The sequence below is a fragment of the Cronobacter dublinensis subsp. dublinensis LMG 23823 genome (assembly GCF_001277235.1).
GTDB classification, from domain to species: domain Bacteria; phylum Pseudomonadota; class Gammaproteobacteria; order Enterobacterales; family Enterobacteriaceae; genus Cronobacter; species Cronobacter dublinensis.
Genome location: NZ_CP012266.1, coordinates 1,188,460 through 1,211,767 on the forward strand (window position 1 = coordinate 1,188,460; position 23,308 = coordinate 1,211,767).

General features: G+C 62.2%; 22 protein-coding genes. 9 read left to right on the top strand and 13 right to left on the bottom strand.

Features of this window, described 5'->3' with window-relative positions:
- Positions 1–184: 184 nt before the first annotated feature.
- Together AFK67_RS05425 and copA are read right to left on the bottom strand one after the other, a co-directional pair.
- Positions 185–982 (bottom strand): TraB/GumN family protein, encoded by a 798-nt coding sequence (locus tag AFK67_RS05425; RefSeq protein ID WP_007724709.1) that lies wholly within the window; start codon positions 980–982, stop codon positions 185–187.
- 127 nt (positions 983–1,109) lie between these two features.
- Positions 1,110–3,617, bottom strand: coding sequence for a copper-exporting P-type ATPase CopA (copA, locus tag AFK67_RS05430; RefSeq protein WP_007724717.1), 2,508 nt, complete (start codon positions 3,615–3,617; stop codon positions 1,110–1,112).
- A 301-nt stretch (positions 3,618–3,918) separates the two neighbouring features.
- Here copA and AFK67_RS05435 point away from each other — a divergent pair, with 301 nt between their 5' ends.
- Entirely contained in the window at positions 3,919–4,146 is a 228-nt protein-coding gene (locus tag AFK67_RS05435; protein WP_032967362.1) for a hypothetical protein, read from the top strand.
- A gap of 173 nt (positions 4,147–4,319) precedes the next feature.
- Positions 4,320–4,730, top strand: coding sequence for a Cu(I)-responsive transcriptional regulator (cueR, locus tag AFK67_RS05440; RefSeq protein ID WP_038873705.1), 411 nt, complete (start codon positions 4,320–4,322; stop codon positions 4,728–4,730).
- Positions 4,731–4,733: 3 nt separating this feature from the next.
- Here cueR and AFK67_RS05445 read toward each other — a convergent pair whose 3' ends face one another.
- From AFK67_RS05445 to tesA, 7 genes are all read right to left on the bottom strand, one after another.
- Positions 4,734–5,453: a DUF3142 domain-containing protein gene (locus AFK67_RS05445; protein ID WP_007724725.1), complete on the bottom strand. Its 720-nt coding sequence runs from the start codon at positions 5,451–5,453 to the stop codon at positions 4,734–4,736.
- Entirely contained in the window at positions 5,423–7,576 is a 2,154-nt protein-coding gene (locus tag AFK67_RS05450; protein WP_038884050.1) for a PA5441 family protein, read from the bottom strand. Before AFK67_RS05450 ends, AFK67_RS05445 begins: the two co-directional genes overlap by 31 nt.
- Positions 7,577–7,667: 91 nt before the next feature.
- Complete coding sequence (locus AFK67_RS05455) at positions 7,668–8,123, bottom strand: NfeD family protein (protein ID WP_007724733.1); 456 nt, start codon at positions 8,121–8,123, stop codon at positions 7,668–7,670.
- Positions 8,120–9,037, bottom strand: a complete 918-nt coding sequence (locus AFK67_RS05460) for an SPFH domain-containing protein (protein WP_007724736.1) — start codon at positions 9,035–9,037, stop codon at positions 8,120–8,122. Before AFK67_RS05460 ends, AFK67_RS05455 begins: the two co-directional genes overlap by 4 nt.
- A gap of 110 nt (positions 9,038–9,147) precedes the next feature.
- On the bottom strand, positions 9,148–10,002 hold the full coding sequence (locus AFK67_RS05465) for a co-chaperone YbbN (RefSeq protein WP_007755764.1): 855 nt from the start codon (positions 10,000–10,002) through the stop codon (positions 9,148–9,150).
- A 58-nt stretch (positions 10,003–10,060) separates the two neighbouring features.
- A complete protein-coding gene (locus tag AFK67_RS05470; RefSeq protein ID WP_007724746.1) occupies positions 10,061–10,831 on the bottom strand; it encodes an SDR family oxidoreductase in 771 nt (256 codons plus the stop codon).
- A gap of 28 nt (positions 10,832–10,859) precedes the next feature.
- Positions 10,860–11,489, bottom strand: coding sequence for a multifunctional acyl-CoA thioesterase I/protease I/lysophospholipase L1 (gene tesA / locus AFK67_RS05475; RefSeq protein WP_038884127.1), 630 nt, complete (start codon positions 11,487–11,489; stop codon positions 10,860–10,862).
- Here tesA and ybbA point away from each other — a divergent pair.
- From ybbA to AFK67_RS05510, 7 genes are all read left to right on the top strand, one after another.
- On the top strand, positions 11,457–12,143 hold the full coding sequence (gene ybbA, locus AFK67_RS05480; RefSeq protein ID WP_032967364.1) for a putative ABC transporter ATP-binding protein YbbA: 687 nt from the start codon (positions 11,457–11,459) through the stop codon (positions 12,141–12,143). The two genes, tesA and ybbA, sit on opposite strands and share 33 nt — an antisense overlap.
- Positions 12,140–14,554: a putative ABC transporter permease subunit YbbP gene (ybbP, locus tag AFK67_RS05485; RefSeq protein WP_038884048.1), complete on the top strand. Its 2,415-nt coding sequence runs from the start codon at positions 12,140–12,142 to the stop codon at positions 14,552–14,554. Before ybbA ends, ybbP begins: the two co-directional genes overlap by 4 nt.
- Positions 14,555–14,801: 247 nt before the next feature.
- On the top strand, positions 14,802–15,632 hold the full coding sequence (locus AFK67_RS05490) for a MetQ/NlpA family ABC transporter substrate-binding protein (protein ID WP_007710289.1): 831 nt from the start codon (positions 14,802–14,804) through the stop codon (positions 15,630–15,632).
- A gap of 63 nt (positions 15,633–15,695) precedes the next feature.
- Positions 15,696–16,709, top strand: a complete 1,014-nt coding sequence (gene sfbB, locus AFK67_RS05495; RefSeq protein WP_007710291.1) for a virulence-associated ABC transporter ATP-binding protein SfbB — start codon at positions 15,696–15,698, stop codon at positions 16,707–16,709.
- Positions 16,702–17,361 carry a methionine ABC transporter permease gene (locus tag AFK67_RS05500; RefSeq protein ID WP_007710294.1) on the top strand — a complete coding sequence of 220 codons (660 nt, stop codon included), beginning with the start codon at positions 16,702–16,704 and terminating at the stop codon, positions 17,359–17,361. The genes sfbB and AFK67_RS05500 overlap by 8 nt, the downstream gene beginning before the upstream one ends.
- A gap of 333 nt (positions 17,362–17,694) precedes the next feature.
- Positions 17,695–19,065, top strand: a complete 1,371-nt coding sequence (locus AFK67_RS05505; RefSeq protein ID WP_007710301.1) for a pyridoxal-phosphate dependent enzyme — start codon at positions 17,695–17,697, stop codon at positions 19,063–19,065.
- 11 nt (positions 19,066–19,076) lie between these two features.
- Entirely contained in the window at positions 19,077–20,222 is a 1,146-nt protein-coding gene (locus AFK67_RS05510) for a trans-sulfuration enzyme family protein (RefSeq protein ID WP_038884046.1), read from the top strand.
- A 134-nt stretch (positions 20,223–20,356) separates the two neighbouring features.
- On the opposite strand, the gene purK is transcribed toward AFK67_RS05510, so the two are convergent.
- The 4 genes from purK to ppiB all read right to left on the bottom strand — a co-directional run bounded on the left by purK (position 20,357) and on the right by ppiB (position 23,283).
- Positions 20,357–21,424, bottom strand: coding sequence for a 5-(carboxyamino)imidazole ribonucleotide synthase (purK, locus tag AFK67_RS05515; RefSeq protein ID WP_007710306.1), 1,068 nt, complete (start codon positions 21,422–21,424; stop codon positions 20,357–20,359).
- On the bottom strand, positions 21,421–21,930 hold the full coding sequence (purE, locus tag AFK67_RS05520) for a 5-(carboxyamino)imidazole ribonucleotide mutase (protein WP_007710308.1): 510 nt from the start codon (positions 21,928–21,930) through the stop codon (positions 21,421–21,423). The genes purK and purE overlap by 4 nt, the downstream gene beginning before the upstream one ends.
- A 132-nt stretch (positions 21,931–22,062) precedes the next feature.
- A complete protein-coding gene (lpxH, locus tag AFK67_RS05525; RefSeq protein ID WP_007710310.1) occupies positions 22,063–22,785 on the bottom strand; it encodes a UDP-2,3-diacylglucosamine diphosphatase in 723 nt (240 codons plus the stop codon).
- Positions 22,786–22,788: 3 nt separating this feature from the next.
- Positions 22,789–23,283, bottom strand: a complete 495-nt coding sequence (ppiB, locus tag AFK67_RS05530; RefSeq protein WP_007710313.1) for a peptidylprolyl isomerase B — start codon at positions 23,281–23,283, stop codon at positions 22,789–22,791.
- Positions 23,284–23,308: the final 25 nt, after the last annotated feature.

The following is a 23,308-nucleotide window of genomic DNA, read 5'->3' on the forward strand; positions in this document are numbered from 1 at the left end:
CGTGGCCTGTCGGCACAGCATAGCGCCGGTGAGGGCCGAAAAAATTGTACCAGCTTGCGGGATTATATTGGCAGCGTGTATGGATTGCGCGACAATCGCTGTACCCGTTCGCGGCCGCGAACGGCATAATTAAAATAACGAGAGTTCCTCTTTGACGGGCCAGTAGCGATACTGGCCTTCTTTTTTATGGCGCGCGGAACATCGCCGGCAGGTTGTCTTCACCATAGAGATGCAGCGCGCCGACCGCCACTACATAGCGGCCCGGCGGCAGCGTCAGTAAATACGTGTGCCACTGGCGGTTGCGCTGCTGCATCAGCATATCGCCGAGCTCGGCGCTGAAGGTATTCGGCAGCGCGACGTTATCAGCCTGCGGCGAGCGCGCCATCCACCAGCCAATCATTATCTGCAGCAGCCGCGCGTTGGTGTGCCAGTGGGTCAGGGTATCTTCCAGCAGCGCCAGGCCGTCCTGCGGCAGACGGCGCAGCAGCGCCACCTGGCTTTGCGCGCCTTCCAGCTCTTTGACTGCCACCTGATGCGACTGGGCGGCGTTTAACAGCTGATAATCAATGCCGAAATCGGGGCGCAGGCCGAGGCGCTGCGCCTGGTGCGCCTGCAAAATCAGCGCCACCTGCCACAGCGGCAGGTCGTCGAGGCGGGAGAGCGGCAGCGCCAGGTCATCAATCAGCGCTGCAAGCTGGCTGAACAGCGCCTCGTCGAGACGCTCGCGCAGCGGCGGGCAGGGCGGCGGATCGCCGAAGGGCGAGGCGTCGCCGCGGATATCGGCTTCGACAATCAACGCATCGGCGCGCTTTAGCTTTTCCACCAGGCGGGCGGGCAGCGGCGACATATCGGGCGTGCCCATATGAATGCTGCCGACCAGGTGCAGGTAGCGGCCGCCGGGCAGCGTAATATCTACCGCTGGCCACGGATAACCGGGACGCAGGCTGTCAAACCAGGTGCGCAGACGACGTAACAGGCCCATAACCACATTCCCTGAGTAAAAAAGCCATGCTAACGCGCAGACGGGACGGGTGCAAACGAGCGGGGGGCCGGGCTGCCCGCCATTGCGGGATCGCCCTACAAAAAAGCCCGCCGGAGCGGGCCTGACATTATGGTTTTGGCGTAAAGCGCAGCAGCCGGTTGGCGTTACTCACGACGGTAATCGACGACAGCGCCATCGCCGCCCCGGCGACCACCGGGTTCAGCAGCGTGCCGGTGAGCGGCCACAAGATCCCCGCCGCGATGGGAATACCGAGCGCGTTATAGATAAAGGCCCCCAGCAGGTTCTGCTTCATATTACCGAGCGTCGCTTTGGCGATGGCCATCGCGTCGGCGACGCCCGTCAGGCTATGGCGCATCAGCGTGATAGCGGCGGTTTCAATTGCCACGTCGCTCCCGCCGCCCATCGCGATACCCACTTCCGCCTGAGCCAGCGCCGGGGCGTCGTTAATGCCGTCGCCAATCATCGCCACCTTGCGGCCCGCCTGCTGGAGCTGCTTAATGGCCTGCGCTTTGCCGTCCGGCAGCACGCCTGCGATCACCTCGTCAATGCCCGCCTCGCGGGCGATGGCGTTGGCGGTCACGGCGTTGTCGCCGGTCAGCATCACCAGCCGGTAGCCTTCACGATGCAGACGCGCCAGCGCGGCGGCGCTGTCTTCACGCAGCGGATCGCGAATGGCGAAGAGGGCGGCAAGCGTACCGTCCACCGCCAGCAGCACCGGCGTGGCGCCAAGGCCCGCCTGACGTTGCGCTTCTTCGTGCAGCGCGTCGGTCGCCACGCCATTTTCCTCAAGCAACGCCTGATTACCGAGCAGCAGCCCTTTACCCTGCGCCTCGCCGCTCACGCCCAGCCCGCGCAGCGTTCTGAAACCGCTGATGGCGGGCAGGGAAGCCCCTTCGGCGCGTTCGATGATGGCGCGCGCCAGCGGATGGCTGGAGCCCTGCTCAAGAGCGGCGGCAAGGGCCAGCGCCTCGGCCTCTGACAGCCCGCCTGTGGTCGCTATCGCTGCCACCTGCGGCTTGCCTTCGGTCAGCGTGCCGGTTTTATCGAATACCAGCGTGTCTACGTCGCTCGCCCGCTGCAGCGCGTCGGCGTCGCGCACCAGCACGCCGAACTCCGCCGCGCGCCCGACGCCGGAGATAATCGACATCGGCGTGGCGAGCCCCAGCGCGCACGGGCAGGCGATGATAAGCACCGTGGTAACAATGACCAGCGTATAGACTACTTGCGGCGCGGGGCCCGCGAAGAACCAGACGGCCCCGCTGAAAAGCGCAATCAGCACCACCACCGGCACGAAGACCGCCGAGATGCGGTCGGCCAGCTTGCCGATTTCCGGCTTGCTGCTCTGCGCCTGGCGCACCATGCGGATAATGCGCGACAGCGTGGTGTGGTTGCCCACCGCGGCGGCGCGAAACAGCACGCTGCCGTCCTGAACCACCGTGCCGGCGTGAATGCTGTCGCCTGCGGCTTTTTGCTGCGACACCGGTTCGCCGGTCAGCATCGCTTCGTCAAACCAGCCTTCGCCGTCGGTGATGTCGCCATCCACCGGCACGCGATCGCCGGTGGTAAGGCGCAGCGTCATGCCCGGCGTCACCTGCGCCAGCGGCATGTTTTTTTCACCATCCGGCGTGACCACGCGCGCGACGGGCGGCGTGAGATCGAGCAGCCGCTCCAGCGCCTTCGAGGAGCGCTGACGCGCGCGGGCTTCCAGCATATGGCCGAGGTTAATCAGGCCGATAATCATGGCGCTGGCTTCGTAATAAAGATGGCGCGCCTCCATCGGGAACCACTGCGGCCAGAGGTTAACGCTCATAGAGTAGAGCCACGCCGTACCGGTCCCAAGCGCGACCAGCGTGTCCATTGTCGCGCTGCGGTTGCGCAGGCTTTTCCAGGCGCTGCGGTAGAAGTGCCCGCCTGCGACAATCATCACGCCGAGCGTGATAAGGCCGATGACCAGCCACAGCGACCGGTTGGCGTCGGTGACCATCATGTTGTCGCCGACCATGCCCCAGATCATCACCGGCACGCCGACGACGAGGGCAAGCGCCGCCTGCCAGCGAAAGCGCTTCATCGCCGCCTGCGCGGTCTGCTGCTGGCGCTCGCGGCGTTCGGCGTCGTCATCAATCGCTTCTGCGCCGTAACCCGCTTTTTCTACGGCCGCAATCAGTTCATCGGCGGACGCATGGCCCATCACCAGCGCCGTGCGCTCCGCCAGGTTGACCCGCGCCTGCGTGACGCCCGTCACCCCCTGAAGGGCGTTCTGAACGCGGCTCACGCAACTGGCGCAGCTCATGCCGTTGATAAGCAGCTGTCGGCTGTCGTCCTCATCCGCGGTATTCGCTGCCGGAAGCTCAGGTTGCGCCGCTGTCAGTGCTTCCGACGGGGTTGATGACTCTGTCAGCGGGTTAGCCTTTGGGTGTGCGAGCGCCGCGTCGTAGCCGGCATGTTTCACCGTTTCAATAAGCGCATCCGCAGAGGCGCTGGTAGTAACGCTGGCATGTTCAATGGTCACGTCAGCGCGCTCCACGTCCGGGCGTTGCTCCAGGCTCTCTTTCACCCGTTTCACGCAGTGCCCGCAGGAAAGCCCGTCCAGGGCCAGTTCGATGGTGTTCGACATACGTTGTCTCCTCGGTAAACGGTCAGCCTCAGGTTGACCAGAAAATCGTATTCGTTCTACTGTTATTCAGCGTAAACCTTCCATCAAGGGGAAGGTCAAGGATTTAAATTGCGGACAGGACGGGATGCGTAAATCAGCGCCTGAATTTGGGAAATTCAGTCAATAGCCTGACAAAATCACGCTAAAGCGTGTGGTTTTTTCTGGTAGCGTTGAATCATTCCGCCGGGGTGTTTTCAGGCGTTAGTATGACGACATAGCGGCGTGGCTGCCCCTCACCGAAAATCAGGTTCTGGAAAATGTTATGAAATGTCTGAAATTATCGCTTTTTGCTGTGATCGGGGCAGTATGCGGCGCAGCGCTAATGCTGCTGATTTTGCCTGTGGTATGTCGGTTAGTGGTTGGCCCCGTGTATGGGGAAGATCAAATGTCGCAAAACTTTCTTATCTTTCTGGTGGGAACCCCGTTACTGGCCCTGCTCGGCGCGTTAGCTGGCTGGTTTCTGGGAAAAAAGGCGATCGGGGCGCATTGAAGTCGCGCGTGATAGTTTCTGCCAGCCTGTATGGGGCGTCGTGCGTTATCATCCCTTAATGAATGCCGGGATCCGGGGTGAACAGTGTTCGGAGCGATGAAGCGCGTAACCCGGTCGATTAGCCATGAGCGTTACGGCACGGCGTCATTTAAACCTTCCATCAAGGGGGAAACATGAATATCAGCGATGTGGCGAAAAAAACGGGGCTGACCAGCAAAGCGATTCGTTTTTACGAAGAAAAAGGGCTGGTGACGCCGCCGCTGCGTGGGGATAACGGCTACCGCACGTATTCGCAGCGGCATATCGACGAGCTGACGCTGCTGCGTCAGGCGCGTCTGGTGGGGTTTAACCTGGAAGAGTGCCGCGAGCTGGTGCATCTGTTTAACGATCCGGCGCGCCACAGCGCGGACGTTAAAGCGCGCACGCTGCAAAAGGTGGCGGAAATCGAAAACCATATCGAGACCCTGCAGGCGATGCGCCAGCAGCTGCTGGATCTCGCCGCCGCGTGTCCGGGCGACGACAGCGCCGACTGCCCGATTATCGATAATCTCTCCGGCTGCTGCCACCGGCGCGCCGGGGCGTAAGGCTTAGCGGGCGCCGTTAAGCACGAAGATCACTGCGCCGCGATACCAGGGCGAGGCCGCGAGCTTCGCCTCCTCGGCGTTATCCCATTGTGCGTTCTGCGCGATGCCAATTTTAAAAGGAATACGCAGCCCCATCAGGGCAGGCAGATAGCGGGCGTAACCCGGCACGGTATGGCGGCCCTGATAGGTCTGCACCACCAGTTCATCCACCGGCAGGGCGTTGAGTCGCGCGACGCTGCCGGTCTGTGCCCAGTCGAGCAGCCCCGTGACGCCGAGCGCGAAGCGCGCATCCAGCCGCGCCCGCAGCCGCGTTAAGAACCGGTCGTAGTCGTCAATACGGCGCGTGGCCGCGTCAAAATCAATCTGCAACCCGGTCACCCGATTCCCGGCCTTCGCCCAGCGTTCTGGCAGGCGGACGAGCGTATCGAGCATTTCATCCGTGAGATCGAGCCGCTCCAGCCGCACGGTGACCCAGATAGCGGGCGCGCGCAGCCGGGCGACGGGCTGGCCGAGACGCACGAACGTCGCCGCGCCCCGGCGCGTCACCACCTCGCCCTGATGCAGATAGATAACCTGCGCCTGGCGCAGCGCGGCGGGCGGCCTGACGCCGGACCAGAGCCAGAAGGCCCGGTAGTCGGCGTCATTCGCCCGTGTCGCCTGCGCCCACGCGCCCGTGGCGGCCAGCAGCAGGCTTACCAGTAATATTTGAGCTGCTGCGCCCATGGGCTTCCCGGCCAGTTTTTCTTAAGCTGCCCGAACCAGGCTTTGCGCATCGCTTTGTCGACCTCTTTGCCGCCGCAGTCGTTATAGCCTGACGGCGCGTAGCACATCACGGCGCGGTAGAGCGCATAGCTTTTATCTTCCGGCTCGGCTTTGGGGTTGGCGATCACCTGCTGATAGTAATGCTGACGATCGGGCTGGCCGTCGGCATGATCGATGTCGGTGGCGCTATCGAGCGTGCTGTTGCCGCCGCTGTCGCCCCAGCGGTTCACGCGCGCGTCCGTCAGGCGGAAAAACTCACCCAGACAGTTCAGCGCATGGCTGTCATCAGGGCGGCCCGCCAGCGTTTTCGCGGTGTCGTCGAGCGTCGGACAGCCGTAGCCTTCCGCCACGTCATCGCCTTTCCAGTTAAAGATCTGAAGGTTCACGTCACCGAACGTTTTCTCATCGAGCGGCCGGAGATCCTTCGCCAACGCTTTATCGTTGAGGTAATCCTGATAGCGGCCCGCGATCAGATGGCGGGTGAGCAGCGTGTGCAGCGCGATGGTGCGCTCTTCGTTGTTCATGCCGTGCTGCGCCTCTGCCTTAAGCAGTTCAGGGGAGGCTTTGGTTTTCAGCACCAGCGAGCGATAGCGCAGACCGGTGACCGGGCTTTCCGGGGCGAAAATCGCCGCCGTCTCGTTGTTTTCAACAAGCGCTGCGGCAAGCTTCATCTGCAACAGCTGCTGCTCTGCGCCCGGTTTGGCGGATTTAAGCAAACGCTGCCAGTGGTCGCGCGCCGCCGCCCACTGTTTTTGCGCGCCCAGCGCGTCGCCGTAAAGCACCTGTTCGCTGAGGGCGAGAATATCGTGTTGCGGCAGGCTGTCGGCGGGCTTAATGGCCGCCGTCACCGCCGCGTAATCCTCCTGCTGCCAGAACAGCCAGGCGTTTTGCAGGTAATTCCACAGCGGCATCAGGCCCGCTTTTTCATAAATGGGTTTGTAGTCGTCGAGCATCTGGCGCGTGACGTGCGGGTTTTTCTCACCTTTACGTTCATACTCGCGCAGCCAGCGCAGCGTCTGGGTAAAAGTGAGGAGCGGCGCGTCGGGGCTGCTGACGAACCAGCTCTCGCCGCTGGCGTCTTTGCTTTGCAGCTTGCTGTCGTTTTCGATCAGCAGCGCGCGCAGGGCATCGGCGTCAGAAGCGGCTTTCAGCGCCTGCTCGTAGCGCGGCGCCAGCGCGTCCCAGTCCTGCAGATACCAGTAAATACGACGCTGCATACCGCGCGCGGAGTCGGCGTAATCGCCTGTCGGCCAGGATTTCAGGTAATCCTCAGAAAAGGCGAGCGCCTGACGCGCGGCCGCTTTGTCGATTTTGGTAGTATCAAACAGACCGTATTCATCATCGGTGGCACCGGCGGTGCTCTGGTTGAGCGCGACGCGCATCAGCATGTACGCGGCGGTTTGCGCGACCCACGGCTGCTGGCTGGCTTTCAGCGCGCTAAAGCGTTCCGCGGCGGCGGGGTAGTCGCCCTGATAAAAGGCCGTTGAGGCGGCGAGGTAGTCGTCGAACGCGGCGGCCGGTGTGCCCTGAGGCGCGTTTACGCTGGCAGGCTGGCTGTCGGGCGCCTGATAAAGGCTCAGACGGGCCTGCGCGAGGTGCTGGCGCTGGGCGTCGGTGAGCGATTTCTCATTATTGAGCGCCGTCAGAAACGCGATAACGCTCTGCGAATTATTAGACACGAAACGGGTTTCCCGGTCGGTATCGTTGACGGTCGCCGCCGCCGGGTCGAGATGCATGGCGGTCAACAGCGTGGCGAGCGGATCCGGGGCGGCCGCCGCAGGCGCGCTGACGGCGGGGGTTTCGACAGGCGTCGTACCGTCGTCGGCGTGATAGCCGAAGTGATACTCGCGGGTGTTGCGCAGGTCGGCAGGCAGCGGATATACCGGCAGCGCAAACTGTTTCTGCTCGCCGATAAGGCGCATCAGGTTGTCGCGGGTGTCGTTGGTTACGTCGAGCCAGGGCTCGCCTTGCAGTACGCAGTCGGATGCGCCCCAGGTACAGTCTTCGATATCGGAAGAGGCCTGCGCGCTGAGTGTCGGCAGCGCGAGGAGGGCGAGGGCGATCCCTGTCAGTCGTGGCGTCATAACGTCGTTTCCTTGTGAAAATAATGTAAAAAAGCCTGTCCGGATCATGCCCGAACAGGCTTTTATTGAACAGTAGGCGGGCGAGAAATCGTTAGTCCGTCTGGCGGGCCTGTACGCGCAGGCGAATGCCGTCGATAGCGACAACCTCGACCGCCGTGCCCGCCGGAAGATCGCTGTCGGCGATGACCGGCCAGACGCTGTCGCCCACGGTTAGCTGACCGCGCCCGTTGATGAGCGCCTGCGTCAGCGTAAAGCGCTGGCCCACCAGCTGATTGCCGCGCTGGTTCAGGGCGTTATCAGGACGCGGACCGGCCCGGCGCGACAGCAAGCGCCACCACAGCCAGACCGCCACTAACATCAGCAGCGCAAAACTCACGCCCTGCCACTCCCAGCCCATCGGCAGAAGCCAGGCGAGCAGCCCGGTCGCCACCGCCGCCACGCCGCTCCAGAGCAGAAAGCCGTTGCCGCCGAGCATTTCCGCCGCCAGCAACAGGCCGCCTAAGCAGAGCCAGAAAACGTGAGGATGAGAGAGGATAAGCGTCATCATGGGCGTTTACGCTCGTTGCCGCTCTCTTTCATCAGCTCGGCGATACCGGCAATCGAGCCCATCAGGCTGGACGCCTCAAGCGGCATCATCACCACTTTGCTGTTGCTGGACGAGCCAATCTGCTGAAGCGCGTCGGTGTATTTCTGCGCCACAAAGTAATTCACCGCCTGAATATCGCCGGCGGCGATCGCTTCCGACACCATCTTCGTGGCGCGCGCTTCGGCTTCCGCCGAACGCTCACGGGCTTCCGCCTGTAAGAACGCCGACTGGCGATCGCCTTCGGCTTTGAGGATCTGCGACTGCTTTTCACCCTCGGCTTTGAGGATTTCCGCCTGGCGCACGCCTTCGGCCTCAAGAATATAGGCGCGTTTAGTACGTTCGGCTTTCATCTGGGCGTTCATCGAGGCGATAAGCTCGGCGGGCGGGCGCACGTCGCGGATTTCGATACGCGTGACCTTAATGCCCCACGGGTTGGTGGCTTCATCGACGATGTGCAGCAGGCGGGTATTGATGCTGTCACGCTGCGAGAGCATTTCGTCGAGTTCCATCGAGCCCAGCACGGTACGGATGTTGGTCATAGTCAGGTTGATGATAGCGAGCTCAAGGTTGCTCACCTCATAGGCGGCGCGCGGGGCGTCGATCACCTGAATAAAGCAGACGGCGTCGATGGTGACGTTGGCGTTGTCTTTGGAGATAACTTCCTGAGACGGGATATCGAGCACCTGCTCCATCATGTTGATTTTACGACCGATACGGTCCATAAACGGCACGACGAGGTTCAGGCCCGGTTGCAGTGTTTTGGTATAGCGGCCAAAGCGCTCCACGGTCCACTGGAAGCCCTGCGGCACGATTTTGACGCAGGCGAGAACGACAACCAGCGCCACGAAAATAAATACGGGGATAATAAACAGCATTAAACCAACCTCCTGTTGTGAGTAATAGCGACCATTGTACCGCCTGCCGGCGCCGGGCGCAGCGCCCGAATCTGGCAGGGGAAGGTCACGGCGTCCTTGCCGCGTAGCGATCAGTAAAGCAGGGAGTAGAGCTGACGGCGGTATTTCGACGCCAGCGCGTCACCGGTACCCAGCGCGGCCAGGATTTCCTGGAACATTTTACGCGCCTGGCCGTCAGCGGCGCCCAGATCTTTTCTCAGATGTGCGAAAAGCAACTCCAGCGCCTCTTCGTTGCGGCCTACCTGATGCAGTTGCAGCGCGAGCTGGCTTGCGAGCTGCGCGTCATCCGGGTTTTGCTCCACCTGCTGTTGTAGCTGCTGGATTTCCGGGGTGTCCGCCGCCTGCTTCAGCAGGTCAATCTGCGCGACCAGACCCTGATAGCGGGTGTCCTGATCCTGCAACGGAATGGTTTTCAGCACCGCTTCGGCGTCATCAGTGCGGTTAAGCGCGATTTGCGTCTGCGCCAGCAGAAGCCCGATTTCACTCGCCTGATTCGACATCTGCCAGGCTTCTTTCAGCAGCGGCAGGGCTTCGGCGTGTTTGCCTTCCTGCATCAGCGCCATCGCCTCCTGCGCTTTCAGCTCTTCTTCGCGCGGCAGGACTTTATCGAGCAGCGCGCGGATAGCTTCTTCCGGCTGCGGGCCCTGGAAGCCGTCCACCGGCTGGCCCTGGCTGAACAGGTAGACGGTGGGAATGGCGCGCAGACCAAACTGCGCGGCGATAGCCTGCTCGTTGTCGCAGTCCACTTTCGCGAGAATAAACTGGCCCTGATACTGGTTCGCCAGTTTGTCGAGCACCGGCGTCAGTTGCTGGCAGTGCTGGCTACGATCGGACCAGAAATAGAACAGCACCGGCACGTTCATGGATTGCTCCAGGACCTGGTGCAGGTTCGCTTCGCTAAGGTTGATAATATACTGTTCGGACATGAGTCACTCTCTGTTGTCGATTTTCTTTTTACATGGGGGCAGGGCGCGCGCCTTCAACTTACCCGTGTAAAATTTTGTCCATCATTCGCGTCGGCAGCAGCCGTTTCAGCCAGGCGACGGCGTGGGTGACCAGCGTCACCGGATAGCGAATGCGCGGATTTGGGCTCTCAAAAGCATGGCGCACTTTGGCGACGACCGCCTCCGGGCCGAGCGTAAATCGCGCGGCGATGTCGGGATTTTCCACCGGTTTGTCCGACTGCGTCTGGTTCACGTTTTCACTAAAGCGCGTGCGGATGGGGCCGGGTTCAATCAGGCTCACCTTGACGCCGCTGTAGCGCAGCTCCATGCGCAGCGCGTCGGCCCACGCCTCCAGTGCGTATTTGCTGGCCGCGTAGGCGCCGCGCCCTGGCGTTGAAATTAATCCCATCACAGAACTGGTGTTGACGATGCGCCCTTCGCCGTGGGGCAGCATGGCGGGCAGCAGCAGCATGGTGAGCTGGTGCGCGCCGAAAAAGTTGGTGGAGAACTGCTGCTCCATCTGCGCGCGGCTGATGGTGGAGAGCGGCCCGTACACGCCATAGCCGCCATTATTAAAAATGCCGTACAGACGGTTATTCGTCAGGCGGATCACCTCCTGCGCGGCCGTCTCTACGCTCTGCGGCGAATCGAGATCGAGTTCAATGCCGGTAAAGCCCAGCGCGTTCATGCGCGCCACATCCTCCGGCTTGCGGCAGGCCGCGAGGATCTGAAAACCCTGACGGCGCAACTCGTGCGCGCAGGCAAGACCAATACCGCTGGAACATCCTGTAATTAAGAGTGATTTTTGCATAACTTTACCCGCTCAGCGCCCCGCAGGGTTATGAGTCGTGTTTAACTAAAGGGGCCAGTCGCTGCGCCATCCAGTCGGCGATAAACGGCTGGGCGTCGCGATTGGGATGAATACCATCGTCCTGCATCCACTGCGGTTTGAGGTAAACCTCTTCCATAAAAAAGGGCAGCAGAGGGATGGAAGATGATTGTGCAAGCGTCGGGTAAATCGCCTCGAACGCCTGATTGTAACGTCGCCCGTAGTTGGCGGGCAGTCGAATCTGCATCAGCATCGGCTGCGCGCCCGCCGTTTTTACCTGTTCTATGATTTTCGTCAGCGTGGCTGAGATCGTCGCCGGTGGAAACCCCCGCAGGCCGTCGTTGCCGCCAAGCTCAATCAACACCCAGCGCGGCTGATGCTGTTTGAGCAGCGCCGGCAGGCGCGAGAGCCCCTGCTGCGCGGTGTCGCCGCTGATGCTGGCGTTGACCACGCGCACGTCGCGCTGCTGCCATTTATCGTTAAGCAGCGCAGGCCAGGCGGCGTCCGCCGCCATGCGATAACCGGCGCTCAGGCTGTCGCCCAGCACCAGTAACGTGTCCGCCGCGGCGGCGCGAAAGCTTAATAACGCCAGTAACAGGAAAGGGAAATGCCAGCGGAAAACATTCTTGAAGTTCATCATCTTAATAAATCCGTCGGTCAGGGGGAACACGCACTTTCCATCCTTACCGGAGTTGAACTGGTTGTCAAACCGGGTCAGAGCATCGCGCTGGTGGGCGAGTCCGGGTCCGGCAAGTCGACGCTGCTGGCAATACTCGCCGGGCTTGACGACGGCACCGACGGCGAGGTGCGCCTGCTGGGCGAGCCGCTGCATCAGATGGACGAAGAAGCGCGGGCGCGGCTGCGCGCGCGCGATGTCGGCTTCGTGTTCCAGTCATTTATGCTGATCCCAACCCTCAACGCGCTGGAGAATGTCGAACTGCCCGCGATGCTGCGCGGCGAGAGCGGCAAAGCCAGCCGCCAGCAGGCGCAGGCGCTGCTGGAGCAACTGGGGCTTGGCAAACGCCTCGATCACCTGCCCGCGCAACTCTCCGGCGGCGAGCAGCAGCGCGTGGCGCTGGCGCGCGCGTTCAGTGGCCGTCCGTCGGTGCTGTTCGCTGACGAACCCACCGGCAACCTCGATCGCCAGACCGGCGATCGCATCGCCGATCTGCTCTTCTCCTTAAACCGCGACAGCGGCACCACGCTTATCCTGGTGACCCACGATCCTGCCCTGGCGGCCCGCTGCGATCGCACCCTGCGCCTGCGCGACGGCAAGCTGTGGGAGGAAGCATGACGGCCCGCTGGTTCTGGCGCGAATGGCGCTCGCCGTCGCTATTAATCGTCTGGCTGGCGTTAAGTCTGGCGGTGGCCTGCGTACTGGCGCTTGGCAAGATAAGCGACCGTATGGAAAAAGGCTTAAGCCAGCAGACGCGCGAATTTATGGCGGGCGACCGCACGCTCAGGAGCTCCCGCGCGGTGCCGCAGGCGTGGCTTAATAAAGCGCGCAGCGACGGGCTGACGGTCTCCCGCCAGTTAAGTTTTACCACCATGACCTTCGCCGACGACCGCCCGCAGCTGGCGAATGTGAAGGCGGTGGACGATCGCTATCCGCTCTACGGCACGTTGCAGACGCGCCCGCCGGGTCTCTCGCCCGCGCCGGGCACTGCGCTGCTGGCGCCGCGGCTGATGGCGCTGCTTGGCCTGAAACCGGGCGATAACGTGGACGTGGGCGACACGACGCTTAAGGTGGCAGGTGAGGTCATCCAGGAGCCGGACAGCGGCTTTAACCCGTTCCAGATGGCGCCGCGGCTCCTGATGAACCTCGCGGATGCGGAGCGCACCGGCGCGGTGCAGCCCGGCAGTCGTCTTACCTGGCGCTATAAGTTCGCCGGCGCTCCCGAATCGCTTTCGCGTTACGAGCGCTGGCTATTGCCGCAGCTTCAGCCTGAGCATCGCTGGACCGGGCTTGAGCAGGACGAGAGCGCGCTCGGTAAATCGCTCCAGCGCTCGCAGCAGTTTTTGCTGCTCTCTGCGCTCCTGACCCTGCTGCTGGCGGTGGCCGCCGTGGCGGTGGCGATGAGCCACTACTGCCGCAGCCGTTACGATCTGGTGGCTATCCTGAAAACCCTCGGCGCCGGGCGCGCGGCGCTGCGTAAGCTGATTATTGGCCAGTGGCTGATGGTGCTGGCGCTCGCGGCCATTACCGGCGGGGCGGCGGGGCTGGTGTTTGAGGCGCTGCTCATGCAGTTGCTCAAACCGGTGCTGCCCGCCACGCTGCCGGAGGCGAGCTTCTGGCCGTGGCTCTGGGCCGTGGGGTCAATGGTGGTTATCTCCCTGCTGGTGGGACTGCGTCCGTATCGCCTGCTGCTGGCGACGCAGCCCCTGCGCGTATTGCGCCGCGACGCGGTGGCGAACCTCTGGCCGCTAAAAATCTATCTGCCGGTGATGGCGCTGATCGTCGTGGCGCTACTGGCTGGCCTGATGGGCGGGCGGATGCTGCTCTGGGCGGTGCTCGCGGGCGCGGCGGCGCTGGCCGCGCTGTGCGGCGTGGCGGGCTGGGCGCTGCTGTGGGCGCTTAAGCGGCTGCCGCTGCGCTCGCTTGCGCTGCGCCTCGCGGTGAACCGCCTCTTGCGCCAGCCGTGGCAAACCCTGAGCCAGCTGGCGACGTTTTCGCTCTCCTTTATGCTGCTGGCGCTGCTGCTGGTATTAAGGGGCGATCTGCTTGATCGCTGGCAGCAGCAACTGCCGCCGGAAAGCCCGAACTACTTTCTGATTAATATCGCGCCGGAACAGCGCGATGCGGTGAAAGGGTTCCTGGCGGAGCATCAGATTATCCCGCAGACGTTTTACCCCATCGTGCGTGCGCGCCTGACGCAGATGAACGGCAAGTCCACGGCGGGTAATGAGGACGAGGCGCTTAACCGCGAGCTTAACCTCACCTGGCAGGCCGAACGCCCCGAGCATAACCCGATCACCGCAGGCAGCTGGCCGCCGGGGCCGGGCGAGGTATCGATGGAAGAAGGGCTGGCGCAGCGGCTGAATATCGCCCCCGGCGACAGCGTGACGTTCACCGGCGACACCCAGGCGTTTACCGCGAAAGTGACCAGCCTGCGTAAAGTGGACTGGGAAAGCCTGCGGCCTAACTTTTTCTTTATTTTCCCGCCGGGGGCGCTGGACGGACAGCCGCAAAGCTTCCTTACCAGCTTTCGGGCCGATAACGCCGACACGATGCTGACGCAGCTGAACCGCGCGTTTCCGACGGTCAGCGTGCTGGATATCGGGGCTATCCTGAAACAGATTGGCCAGGTGCTGGAACAGGTAAGCCGCGCGCTGCAAGTGATGGTGGTGCTGGTGACCGCCTGCGGCGTGCTGCTGTTACTGGCGCAGGTGCAGGTCGGGATGCATCAGCGCCGCCAGGAGCTGGTGGTCTACCGCACGCTCGGCGCGCAGAAAACGCTGCTGCGCGCCACGCTCTGGAGCGAGTTTGCGCTGCTGGGGCTGGTCGCCGGGCTTGTGGCGGCCATTGGGGCGGAAGTGGCGCTCGGCGTGTTGCAGACCCGCGTGTTTGACTTCCCGTGGGAGCCCGACTGGCGGCTGTGGGTGACGCTGCCGCTGTGCGGCGCGCTGCTGTTGTCACTGTGCGGCGGCTGGCTCGGCGTAAGGCTGCTCCGCAGCAAGGCGCTGTTTCGCCAGTTCAGCGCTTAGCGAATTTTCGCATAGTCTTATGCGCCTCGGGTTTTATCGCCCGAGGCGTTTTTTTTTAATTTTATCTTTCATAGCGTTAGCGCGACACGCTGCGCACTCCTGCACGCCACTGAATGAAATATTTTCAATTACCCGTCGCCTGCGAATATGCCATCTTAACGTGCCGCACTCTGCGTGCGCGCGATCACAATAATCAGGCGGTATACCGCCGCTACGCACTGACACACTTCATCAAAGGGAGATCCTCATGGGATTGCTTAAGGGCTGGCGCACGCTTGCGGGCGCATTACTTCTGGCAGGCGGCATGCAGGCCGCGCAGGCGGGTGACCCGCAAACCATCACCTTCGGCGTGGCGCCGGGGCCTTACGGCGACATGGTGAAACAGGCTATCGCGCCGTCGCTTAAAGAGAAGGGTTATAAGGTCGTGGTGCGCGAATTCAGCGATTACGTGCAGCCTAACATGGCGCTCGCCAACGGCAGCATCGACGCTAACCTGTTCCAGCACTCGCTCTATTTTGAAAAATTCACCGCCGATAAGGGTCTTAAGCTCACGAAACTGCTGACCGTGCCGACCGCCGGGATGGGCCTCTATTCCCGCAAAGTGAAAAGCATTGATGCGCTGAAAAAGGGCGACATCATTACGCTCTCTAACGACCCGACCAACCTGGCGCGCGGGCTGCGCTTTTTGCAGTCGATGGGCTTAATCACCATTAAGCCGAATATCGACCCGACCAAAGCGTCCGAGCGCGACATCGCCACTAACCCGAAAGGGCTGGTGTTTAAACCGCTTGAAGCGGCGCAGCTGCCGCGCACGCTCGACAGCGTGACGGCGGCGCTGGTTAACGGCAACTTCGCTATCGCGGCGGGCCTTGACCTCTCTTCTGCGTTAAAGCAGGAGCAGCTTGATGAAAACCTGAAAAACATCATCGCGGTCCGCAGCGAAGACGCCGACAAGCCCTTTGCGAAGGATATCGTGGCGGCGGTGAAATCGCCGGCTTATGCCGCGGTGATTAACGATCCGAAAAATATTTTTAACGCGTTTCAGAAGCCTGACTGGATGACGGCGGCGCAAAAATAATGGTCGGTATTGCCGCGCGGGCGGGCCTGGTGCCTGCCCGCGCGCGTTTTTCAGAGGGTTATCATGATTACACTCACTCACGTCTGCGTCGATTTCACGACGGGCGGCCAGCGCACGCGGGCGGTTGACGACGTTACCCTGCAAATCCCGCGCGGCACGATTTTCGGGATAGTCGGCACCAGCGGCGCCGGGAAAAGCACGCTGCTGCGTACCCTGAACGCCCTGCAACGACCGTCGCAGGGGCGCGTCACCGTCGCTGGCACAGAAATCTCCGCGCTTTCCGGCGCGGCGCTGCGCACCGCGCGCCAGCGTATCGGGATGATTTTCCAGCACTTCAATCTGATGCATACCCGCACCGTGGCGCAGAATGTCGCTTTCAGCCTGAAGGCGGCGGGCTGGGAGCGGGCGAAAATAGGCCCGCGCGTGGCGGAAATTCTCGACCTGGTGGGGCTTAGCGATAAAGCCAGCCGCTATCCGGTGCAGCTGTCCGGCGGGCAGAAGCAGCGCGTCGGCATCGCCCGCGCCATCGCTAACCACCCGGATGTGCTGCTGTGCGACGAGCCTACCTCGGCGCTGGATCTGGAAACCTCCGCCACCATCCTGGCGCTGCTGCGGGAGATCAACGCACGCCTTGGGATCACCGTCGTGCTGATCACGCACGAGATGAACGTTATCAAGACGATTTGCGATCGCGTGGCGGTGATGTCCGGCGGCAAGGTGGTGGAAGAGGGCGAGGTGTTTGATATTTTCGCGCGCCCGCAGCATCCGTTCACGCAGCAGCTGGTGTCGCACACGCTGAACCTGACGCTGCCTTCGCGCCTGCGCGAGCACCTGCACGGCTCGCTGCTGAAGATCCTCTTTATCGGCGACTCCGCCGAACAGCCAGTGCTGTCGGAGGTGGCGGTTAATTTCGGCGTGGCGGTGAATATTCTGCACGGCAAAATCGAGTATATCGGCGAGCGCGCGCTCGGCATTTTAGTGGTGCAGCTGACGGCGAAAGATAACCCGTCGGCGGTTGAAGCGGCGGTAGAGCACATTCGTGCCCGCACGGCGCAGGTGGAGGTGATCCATGGATGATTTACTCGCTGACCTGACGCTGGCATTTGGCGAAACGTTCCAGATGCTGGGCATTTCGACGCTGCTGGCGATTGTGGGCGGCCTGCCGCTCGGCTTTTTGCTCTTTGTGACCGACCGCCATCTGTTCTGGCAGAACCGCGCCATTAACGTCGTGGGTTCGGTGCTGGTGAATATTATCCGCTCGGTGCCGTTTGTTATCCTGCTGGTGTTGCTGCTGCCGCTGACGCAGTGGCTGCTCGGCAATACTATCGGGCCGGTGGCGGCGTCGGTGCCGCTCTCCGTCGCGGCTATCGCGTTTTACGCGCGGCTGGTGGATGGCGCGCTGCGCGAAGTGGATCGCGGCATTATCGAGGCGGCGGAGGCGTTTGGCGCAAGCCCGATGCGTATCATCTGCACGGTGCTGCTGCCGGAGGCGAGCGCGGGCCTGCTGCGCGGCCTGACGGTAACGCTGGTCAGTCTGATTGGCTATTCGGCGATGGCCGGGATTGTCGGCGGCGGCGGTGTCGGGGATCTGGCGATTCGCTACGGCTATTATCGCTACGAAACCGAGGTGATGGTCGTGACCGTTATCGCGCTGATTGTGCTGGTGCAGGTTGTGCAAATGCTCGGCGACTGGCTGGCGAACCGCGCCGACCGCCGCGATCGGCATTGATGACGCCAGTGGTATTCATCTTCACGGCGCGCCGGGCTTCCTGCGCGCCGTTTTCTTTTCTTCCGTCTCGTTTTCCTCTTCGATAAATTCCGGCAATCCAAATACGCAAACCGGCAAAGCCGGGCGCGCGTGCGCGTAAAAACGCTGAAAATTACGCCAAAAAACCGTCGTTCAGCCATCGATATTTCCGGACGACTTTACCGCTCGCCTTCTTTACTGCTGAAACCGCAGAGAATATTCCATCTGGTTCTAACGTGCCGCGAAGGGTTCTTTAACCGCCGAAAAACGCAGTCTTATCATTTGCCCGTTCTTTGATTAATGGATAAACCCACCATGTCGATAGTTGATTCAGTGATGTCTCTCATCGGGCAGACGCCGCTGCTGCGCCTCGCTAAGCTCGATACCGGCCCGTGCGAACTGCTGCTGAAGCTGGAAAACCAGAACCCCGGCGGCTCTATTAAAGACCGTGTGGCGCTCTCGATGATTAACGAGGCCGAGCGTGCGGGACGGCTTGCGCCGGGCGGCACGATAATCGAAGCCACCGCGGGCAATACCGGGCTTGGGCTGGCGCTGATCGCCGCGCAAAAAGGCTACCGGTTGATTCTGGTGGTGCCCGATAAAATGAGCCGCGAGAAGATTTATCACCTGCGTGCGCTCGGCGTGGACGTGCGACTCACCCGCTCGGACGTTAACAAGGGCCATCCGGCGTATTACCAGGATTACGCGCAGCGCCTCGCCGATGAGCTGCCCGGCGCGTTCTACATCGACCAGTTTAATAACCCGGCGAACCCGCTCGCCCATGAAACCACGACCGCGCCGGAACTCTTTGACCAGGCGGGCGGGCGCATTGACGTCATCGTCGTGGGCGTCGGCTCCGGCGGCACGCTTGGAGGATTGCAGGCCTGGTTTCGTCAACATTCTCCGCAGACGGAATTTGTGTTAGCCGATCCGGTAGGATCGATCCTAGCCGATCAGGTCGAGACCGGGCGTTATCACGAGGCGGGATCGTGGCTGGTGGAAGGCATTGGCGAAGATTTTATTCCGCCGCTGGCGCACATTGAGGGCGTTAAGCAGGCGTTACGCGTCACTGACGCCGAGGCGTTCAGCACCGTGCGCGATCTGCTGAAAATCGAAGGCGTGCTGGCGGGCTCTTCCACCGGCACGCTGCTTGCCGCCGCGCTGCGCTACTGCCGCGCGCAGACGACGCCGAAGCGCGTCGTGACCTTCGCCTGCGACAGCGGCAACAAATACCTGTCAAAAATGTTCAATGACGACTGGCTGCGCCAGCAGGGGCTCCAGGCGCGGCCCGCGACCGGCGACCTGCGCGATTTCATCGCGTTTCGCCATGACGAAGGCGCCGCCGTCACCGCCGCGCCGGATGACACGCTGGCGACCGTGCTGGCCCGGATGCGGCTCTATGACATTTCGCAGCTGCCGGTGCTGGAGGAGGGCCGCGTGGCGGGCATCGTCGATGAATGGGATCTGCTGACGTTTATTCAGGGCGACAGCCAGCGCTTTCTCACCCCCGTTTCCGCGGCTATGAACCGTGAGGTGGTGACGCTCGATAAACACGCCAGCGAACGCGAATTGTTTGAGGTGTTCTCGCGCGGGCTGGTGGCGGTCATCACCGACGACACACGCTTTCTTGGTCTTATCACCCGCACCGATGTCCTGAATCGCTGGCGCAACCGGCTTGAATCATAAGGAGCTTTATCATGGATAAATTTGCCACTCTTAGCGTGCATAGCGGCGCGCATCACGACCAGCACGGCGCGGTGATGCCGCCGATTTACGCTACCTCCACCTATGCGCAGCCCGCGCCCGGCGAGCATACCGGCTATGAGTATTCGCGCAGCGGCAACCCGACGCGCCATGCGCTGGAGCGCGCCATCGCCGAGCTGGAGGCGGGCAGTCAGGGGTTTGCGTTCGCCTCCGGGCTGGCGGCGATCTCCACGGTGCTGGAGCTGCTCGATAAAGAGAGCCACATCGTGGCGGTGGATGATGTTTACGGCGGCACTTACCGGCTGCTGGAAAACGTGCGCAAGCGCACCGCCGGGCTCTCGGTCTCGTGGGTGAAACCGGATGACCTCGCGGCGCTGGAGGCGGCGATCCGCCCGGAAACGCGCATGATTTGGGTGGAGACGCCGACCAATCCGCTGCTGAAGCTTGCGGATCTCGAAGCCATCGCCGGGCTCGCGCGCCGCCACGGGCTTATCAGCGTCGCGGATAATACCTTTGCGTCACCGGCAATCCACCGCCCGCTGACGCTCGGGTTTGATATCGTGGTGCATTCGGCCACCAAATACCTCAACGGTCATTCTGATGTCGTGGCGGGGCTGGCGGTCGTTGGTGATAACGCGGCGCTTGCACAGCAGCTCGGGTATCTGCAAAACGCCGTCGGCGGGGTGCTCGACCCGTTCAGCAGCTTCCTGACGCTGCGCGGTATTCGCACACTGGCGCTGCGTATGGAGCGTCACAGCGCGAATGCGCTGAAGATAGCGCAGCGGCTGGAGCAGCATCCGCAGGTGGAGAAGGTGTTTTTCCCGTGGCTGGAAAGCCACCCGCAGCATACGCTGGCGCGCCGCCAGATGGCGCTTTCAGGCGGGATGATTTCGATAGTGGTGCGCGGCGACGAGGCGCGCGCGGCGCAGGTGATTAAAACGCTGCGGCTCTTCACGCTCGCCGAAAGCCTGGGCGGCGTCGAGAGCCTGGTGAGCCAGCCTTTCAGCATGACGCACGCCTCGATTCCGCTTGAACAGCGGCTCGCAAACGGCATCACGCCGCAGTTGATCCGGTTGTCGGTGGGGATCGAGGAAGCGGACGACCTGATTGCCGACCTGGAGCAGGCGTTAGGGGCGTAACGATGCGCGGCGGGTGCGCTTCGCTTACCCGCCCTACGAGCCGGGCGTAACGTTGTGGGATTTTGTAGGGTGGGTAAGCGCAGCGCACCCACCTTCACACAGAATAAAAAGGCACCCACTGGGGTGCCTTTCTCTTAGCGTAACAGCGCCTGCGCCCAGGCGATGCCGCTGGCGTACTCGGGCGGCAGCAGCGGCGCGAGCGCCTCCAGCGTGGCGTCAATCAGCGCCGGCTCGTTGTCGCTGAGGTTAAGGTGGCCGACCTTGCGGCCCTCGCGCACCTCTTTGTCGTACCAGTGCAGATGCACCAGCGGCAGCTTGAGCCAGTCGTAATTGAGATCGCTGCCAATCAGATTCACCATCACCGACGGGCTGCTGACCACCGGCTGCGGCAGCGGCAGGCCGGTGATGGCGCGCAGGTGCAGCTCGAACTGGCTGATGGACGCGCCGTTCTGCGTCCAGTGGCCGCTGTTATGCACGCGCGGCGCCAGCTCGTTAATCAGCAGGCCCTGCGGCGTGACGAAACACTCCATCGCCATGACGCCGACGTAATTAAGCTCATCCATAATGGCGCGCAGCATGGTCTCGGCCTGCTTCTGCTGCGTCGCGCTCGCCTGCGGGAAGGCCACGCTGGTGCGCAGAATGCCGTCCTGATGCAGGTTATGGGTCAGCGGATAGAAGACCGCGCTACCGTCGTGGCCGCGCGCGCCCACCAGCGACACCTCGCCAGAAAAATTAATGCCCTGCTCGACGATGCATTCGCCGTAGCACTCGCCAGGCAGCGTGTCGGCGTCGCTTTCGCGAAGACGCCACTGGCCGCGACCGTCATAGCCGCCGGTGCGGCGCTTCACAATGGCGAGCTCGCCAAGACGGCTGAACACCTGCGGCCATTCGCTGCGGTCAGCCAGCAGCTGCCACGGCGCGGTAGGGAGAGCGAGCTTATCGAGCAACTGCTTCTGCGTGAGGCGGTCGGCGATAAGCGGGAAAACGTCGCGGTTCACAAACGCGTTGTGTCGCGCCAGTTCGCGGGTCAGGGCGGTTTCCGGCCAGCGCTCTATTTCGGCGGTGATAACGCTCTGCGCGAACGGCACCGCCTGCGGATCGGCATCTAGCCCTACCGGCCAGACGCGAATGCCGAGCGGCTCGCCCGCCTGGCGGAGCATTCTGCCGAGCTGGCCGTTACCCAGCACGCATACCTGTTTCATGCGTCACCCCGCGGGTCCGGGTTCTCCAGCACCTCGTCAGTCTGCTTCTGGCGCCAGTTCTCAAGGCGCGCCAGCAGGGCGCTGTCGTGCTGCGCCAGGATCTGGGCTGCCAGCAACGCGGCGTTAGCCGCGCCCGCTTTGCCGATAGCCAGCGTGCCGACCGGAATGCCGCGCGGCATCTGTACGATAGAGTAGAGGCTGTCCAGTCCGCTTAATGCCGCGCTCTGCACCGGCACGCCCAGCACCGGCACCAGCGTTTTCGCGGCAATCATGCCCGGCAGATGCGCCGCGCCGCCCGCGCCCGCGATAATCACCTGAAACCCGTTCTCCTGCGCGCTTTCGGCGAAGCTAAACAGCTTATCCGGCGTGCGGTGCGCGGAGACCACTTCAACGTGGTGAGGAACATCCAGAGCATCGAGGATTTCTGCGGCAAACTGCATAGTGGCCCAGTCGCTTCTGGAACCCATGACGATGGCGATACGCGCCGGGGTGTGGCTGGAGGACATACGTCTCAAAACTCCTGTGGTCAGGCGGCAAAATCAACGGGGTCGCCGTTACGAGGGCTTTGAGAATATCACGGATATCGGGCAAGGAAAACGGTTGCGTAGGCGCGCGCCGGGCAAAAAGGGCAGGGCGGATCAGAACGGAAAGGCAATCAGTTCCACGTCGTCGGGCGTGACTTTTATCATCGAGCCTTCGCTGTGCCAGGCACCTAACACGACGCGGTGCGCAGGTTTGCCGTTGGCCTCAAGGCGATGGACGGCGGGACGGTGGGTATGACCGTGGATAAGCCACTGCACGCGCTGACGCGTCATCGCGTCGACCACCGCCTGCGGGTTGACGTCCATAATGGCGAGATCTTTCTGGCTGTTGGAGGCTTTGCTGCCGGCGCGCATGCGGGCGGCGATGCGGCGGCGGATGCGCAGAGGGAGCGCAAGGAACAGCCGTTGCAGCCACGGCTTGTGGACTTTGGCGCGAAACGCCTGATAGCCCGCGTCGTCGGTGCAGAGCGTGTCGCCATGCATAATCAGTACGCGTCTGCCGTAAAGTTCCAGCACTTTTTCTTCCGGCAGGAGCTGCATGCCGCTTTCGCGCGCGAAGCGTTTACCGAGCAGGAAATCGCGGTTGCCGTGAATGAAGTAACAGGGCACGCCGCTTGCCACGAGCGCCTTTATGCCGGCGGCAATGTCGCGGTGCAGCGGCTCGGGGTCGTCGTCGCCAATCCAGGCTTCAAAGAGATCGCCCAGGATGTAAAGCGCGTCCGCCTCACGTGCTGCACCGCCTAAAAAACGCAGAAAACCGGCGGTGATCGCCGGTTCTTCTGAGCACAGATGAAGATCTGCAATAAAGAGCGTTGCCACGAATTACTCGCTGAGGGTCACGCGCTCGATAATCACGTCTTCTTTCGGCACGTCCTGATGCATGCCGCTGCGGCCGGTGGAAACGCCTTTGATTTTATCAACCACGTCCATGCCTTCGACCACTTCCGCGAACACGCAGTAGCCCCAGCCCTGCAGGCTTTCGCCGCTGAAGTTCAGGAAGTCGTTATCCGCCACGTTAATGAAGAACTGGGCAGTCGCGGAGTGCGGCGCCTGCGTGCGCGCCATCGCCAGCGTGCCACGGGTGTTTTTCAGGCCGTTGTTGGCTTCGTTCTTGATAGGATCTTTGGTGCTTTTCTGCTTCATGCCCGGCTCAAAGCCGCCGCCCTGAATCATAAAGCCGTTGATAACACGATGGAAAATGGTGTTGTCGTAGAAACCTTCCTGGCAGTATTCCAGAAAGTTTTTTACCGTTTCCGGCGCTTTGTCATCAAAAGTTTTGATTACGATGTCGCCGTGATTGGTGTGAAAAGTAACCATGTCTGCATCCTGTTTTGTTTCAGTG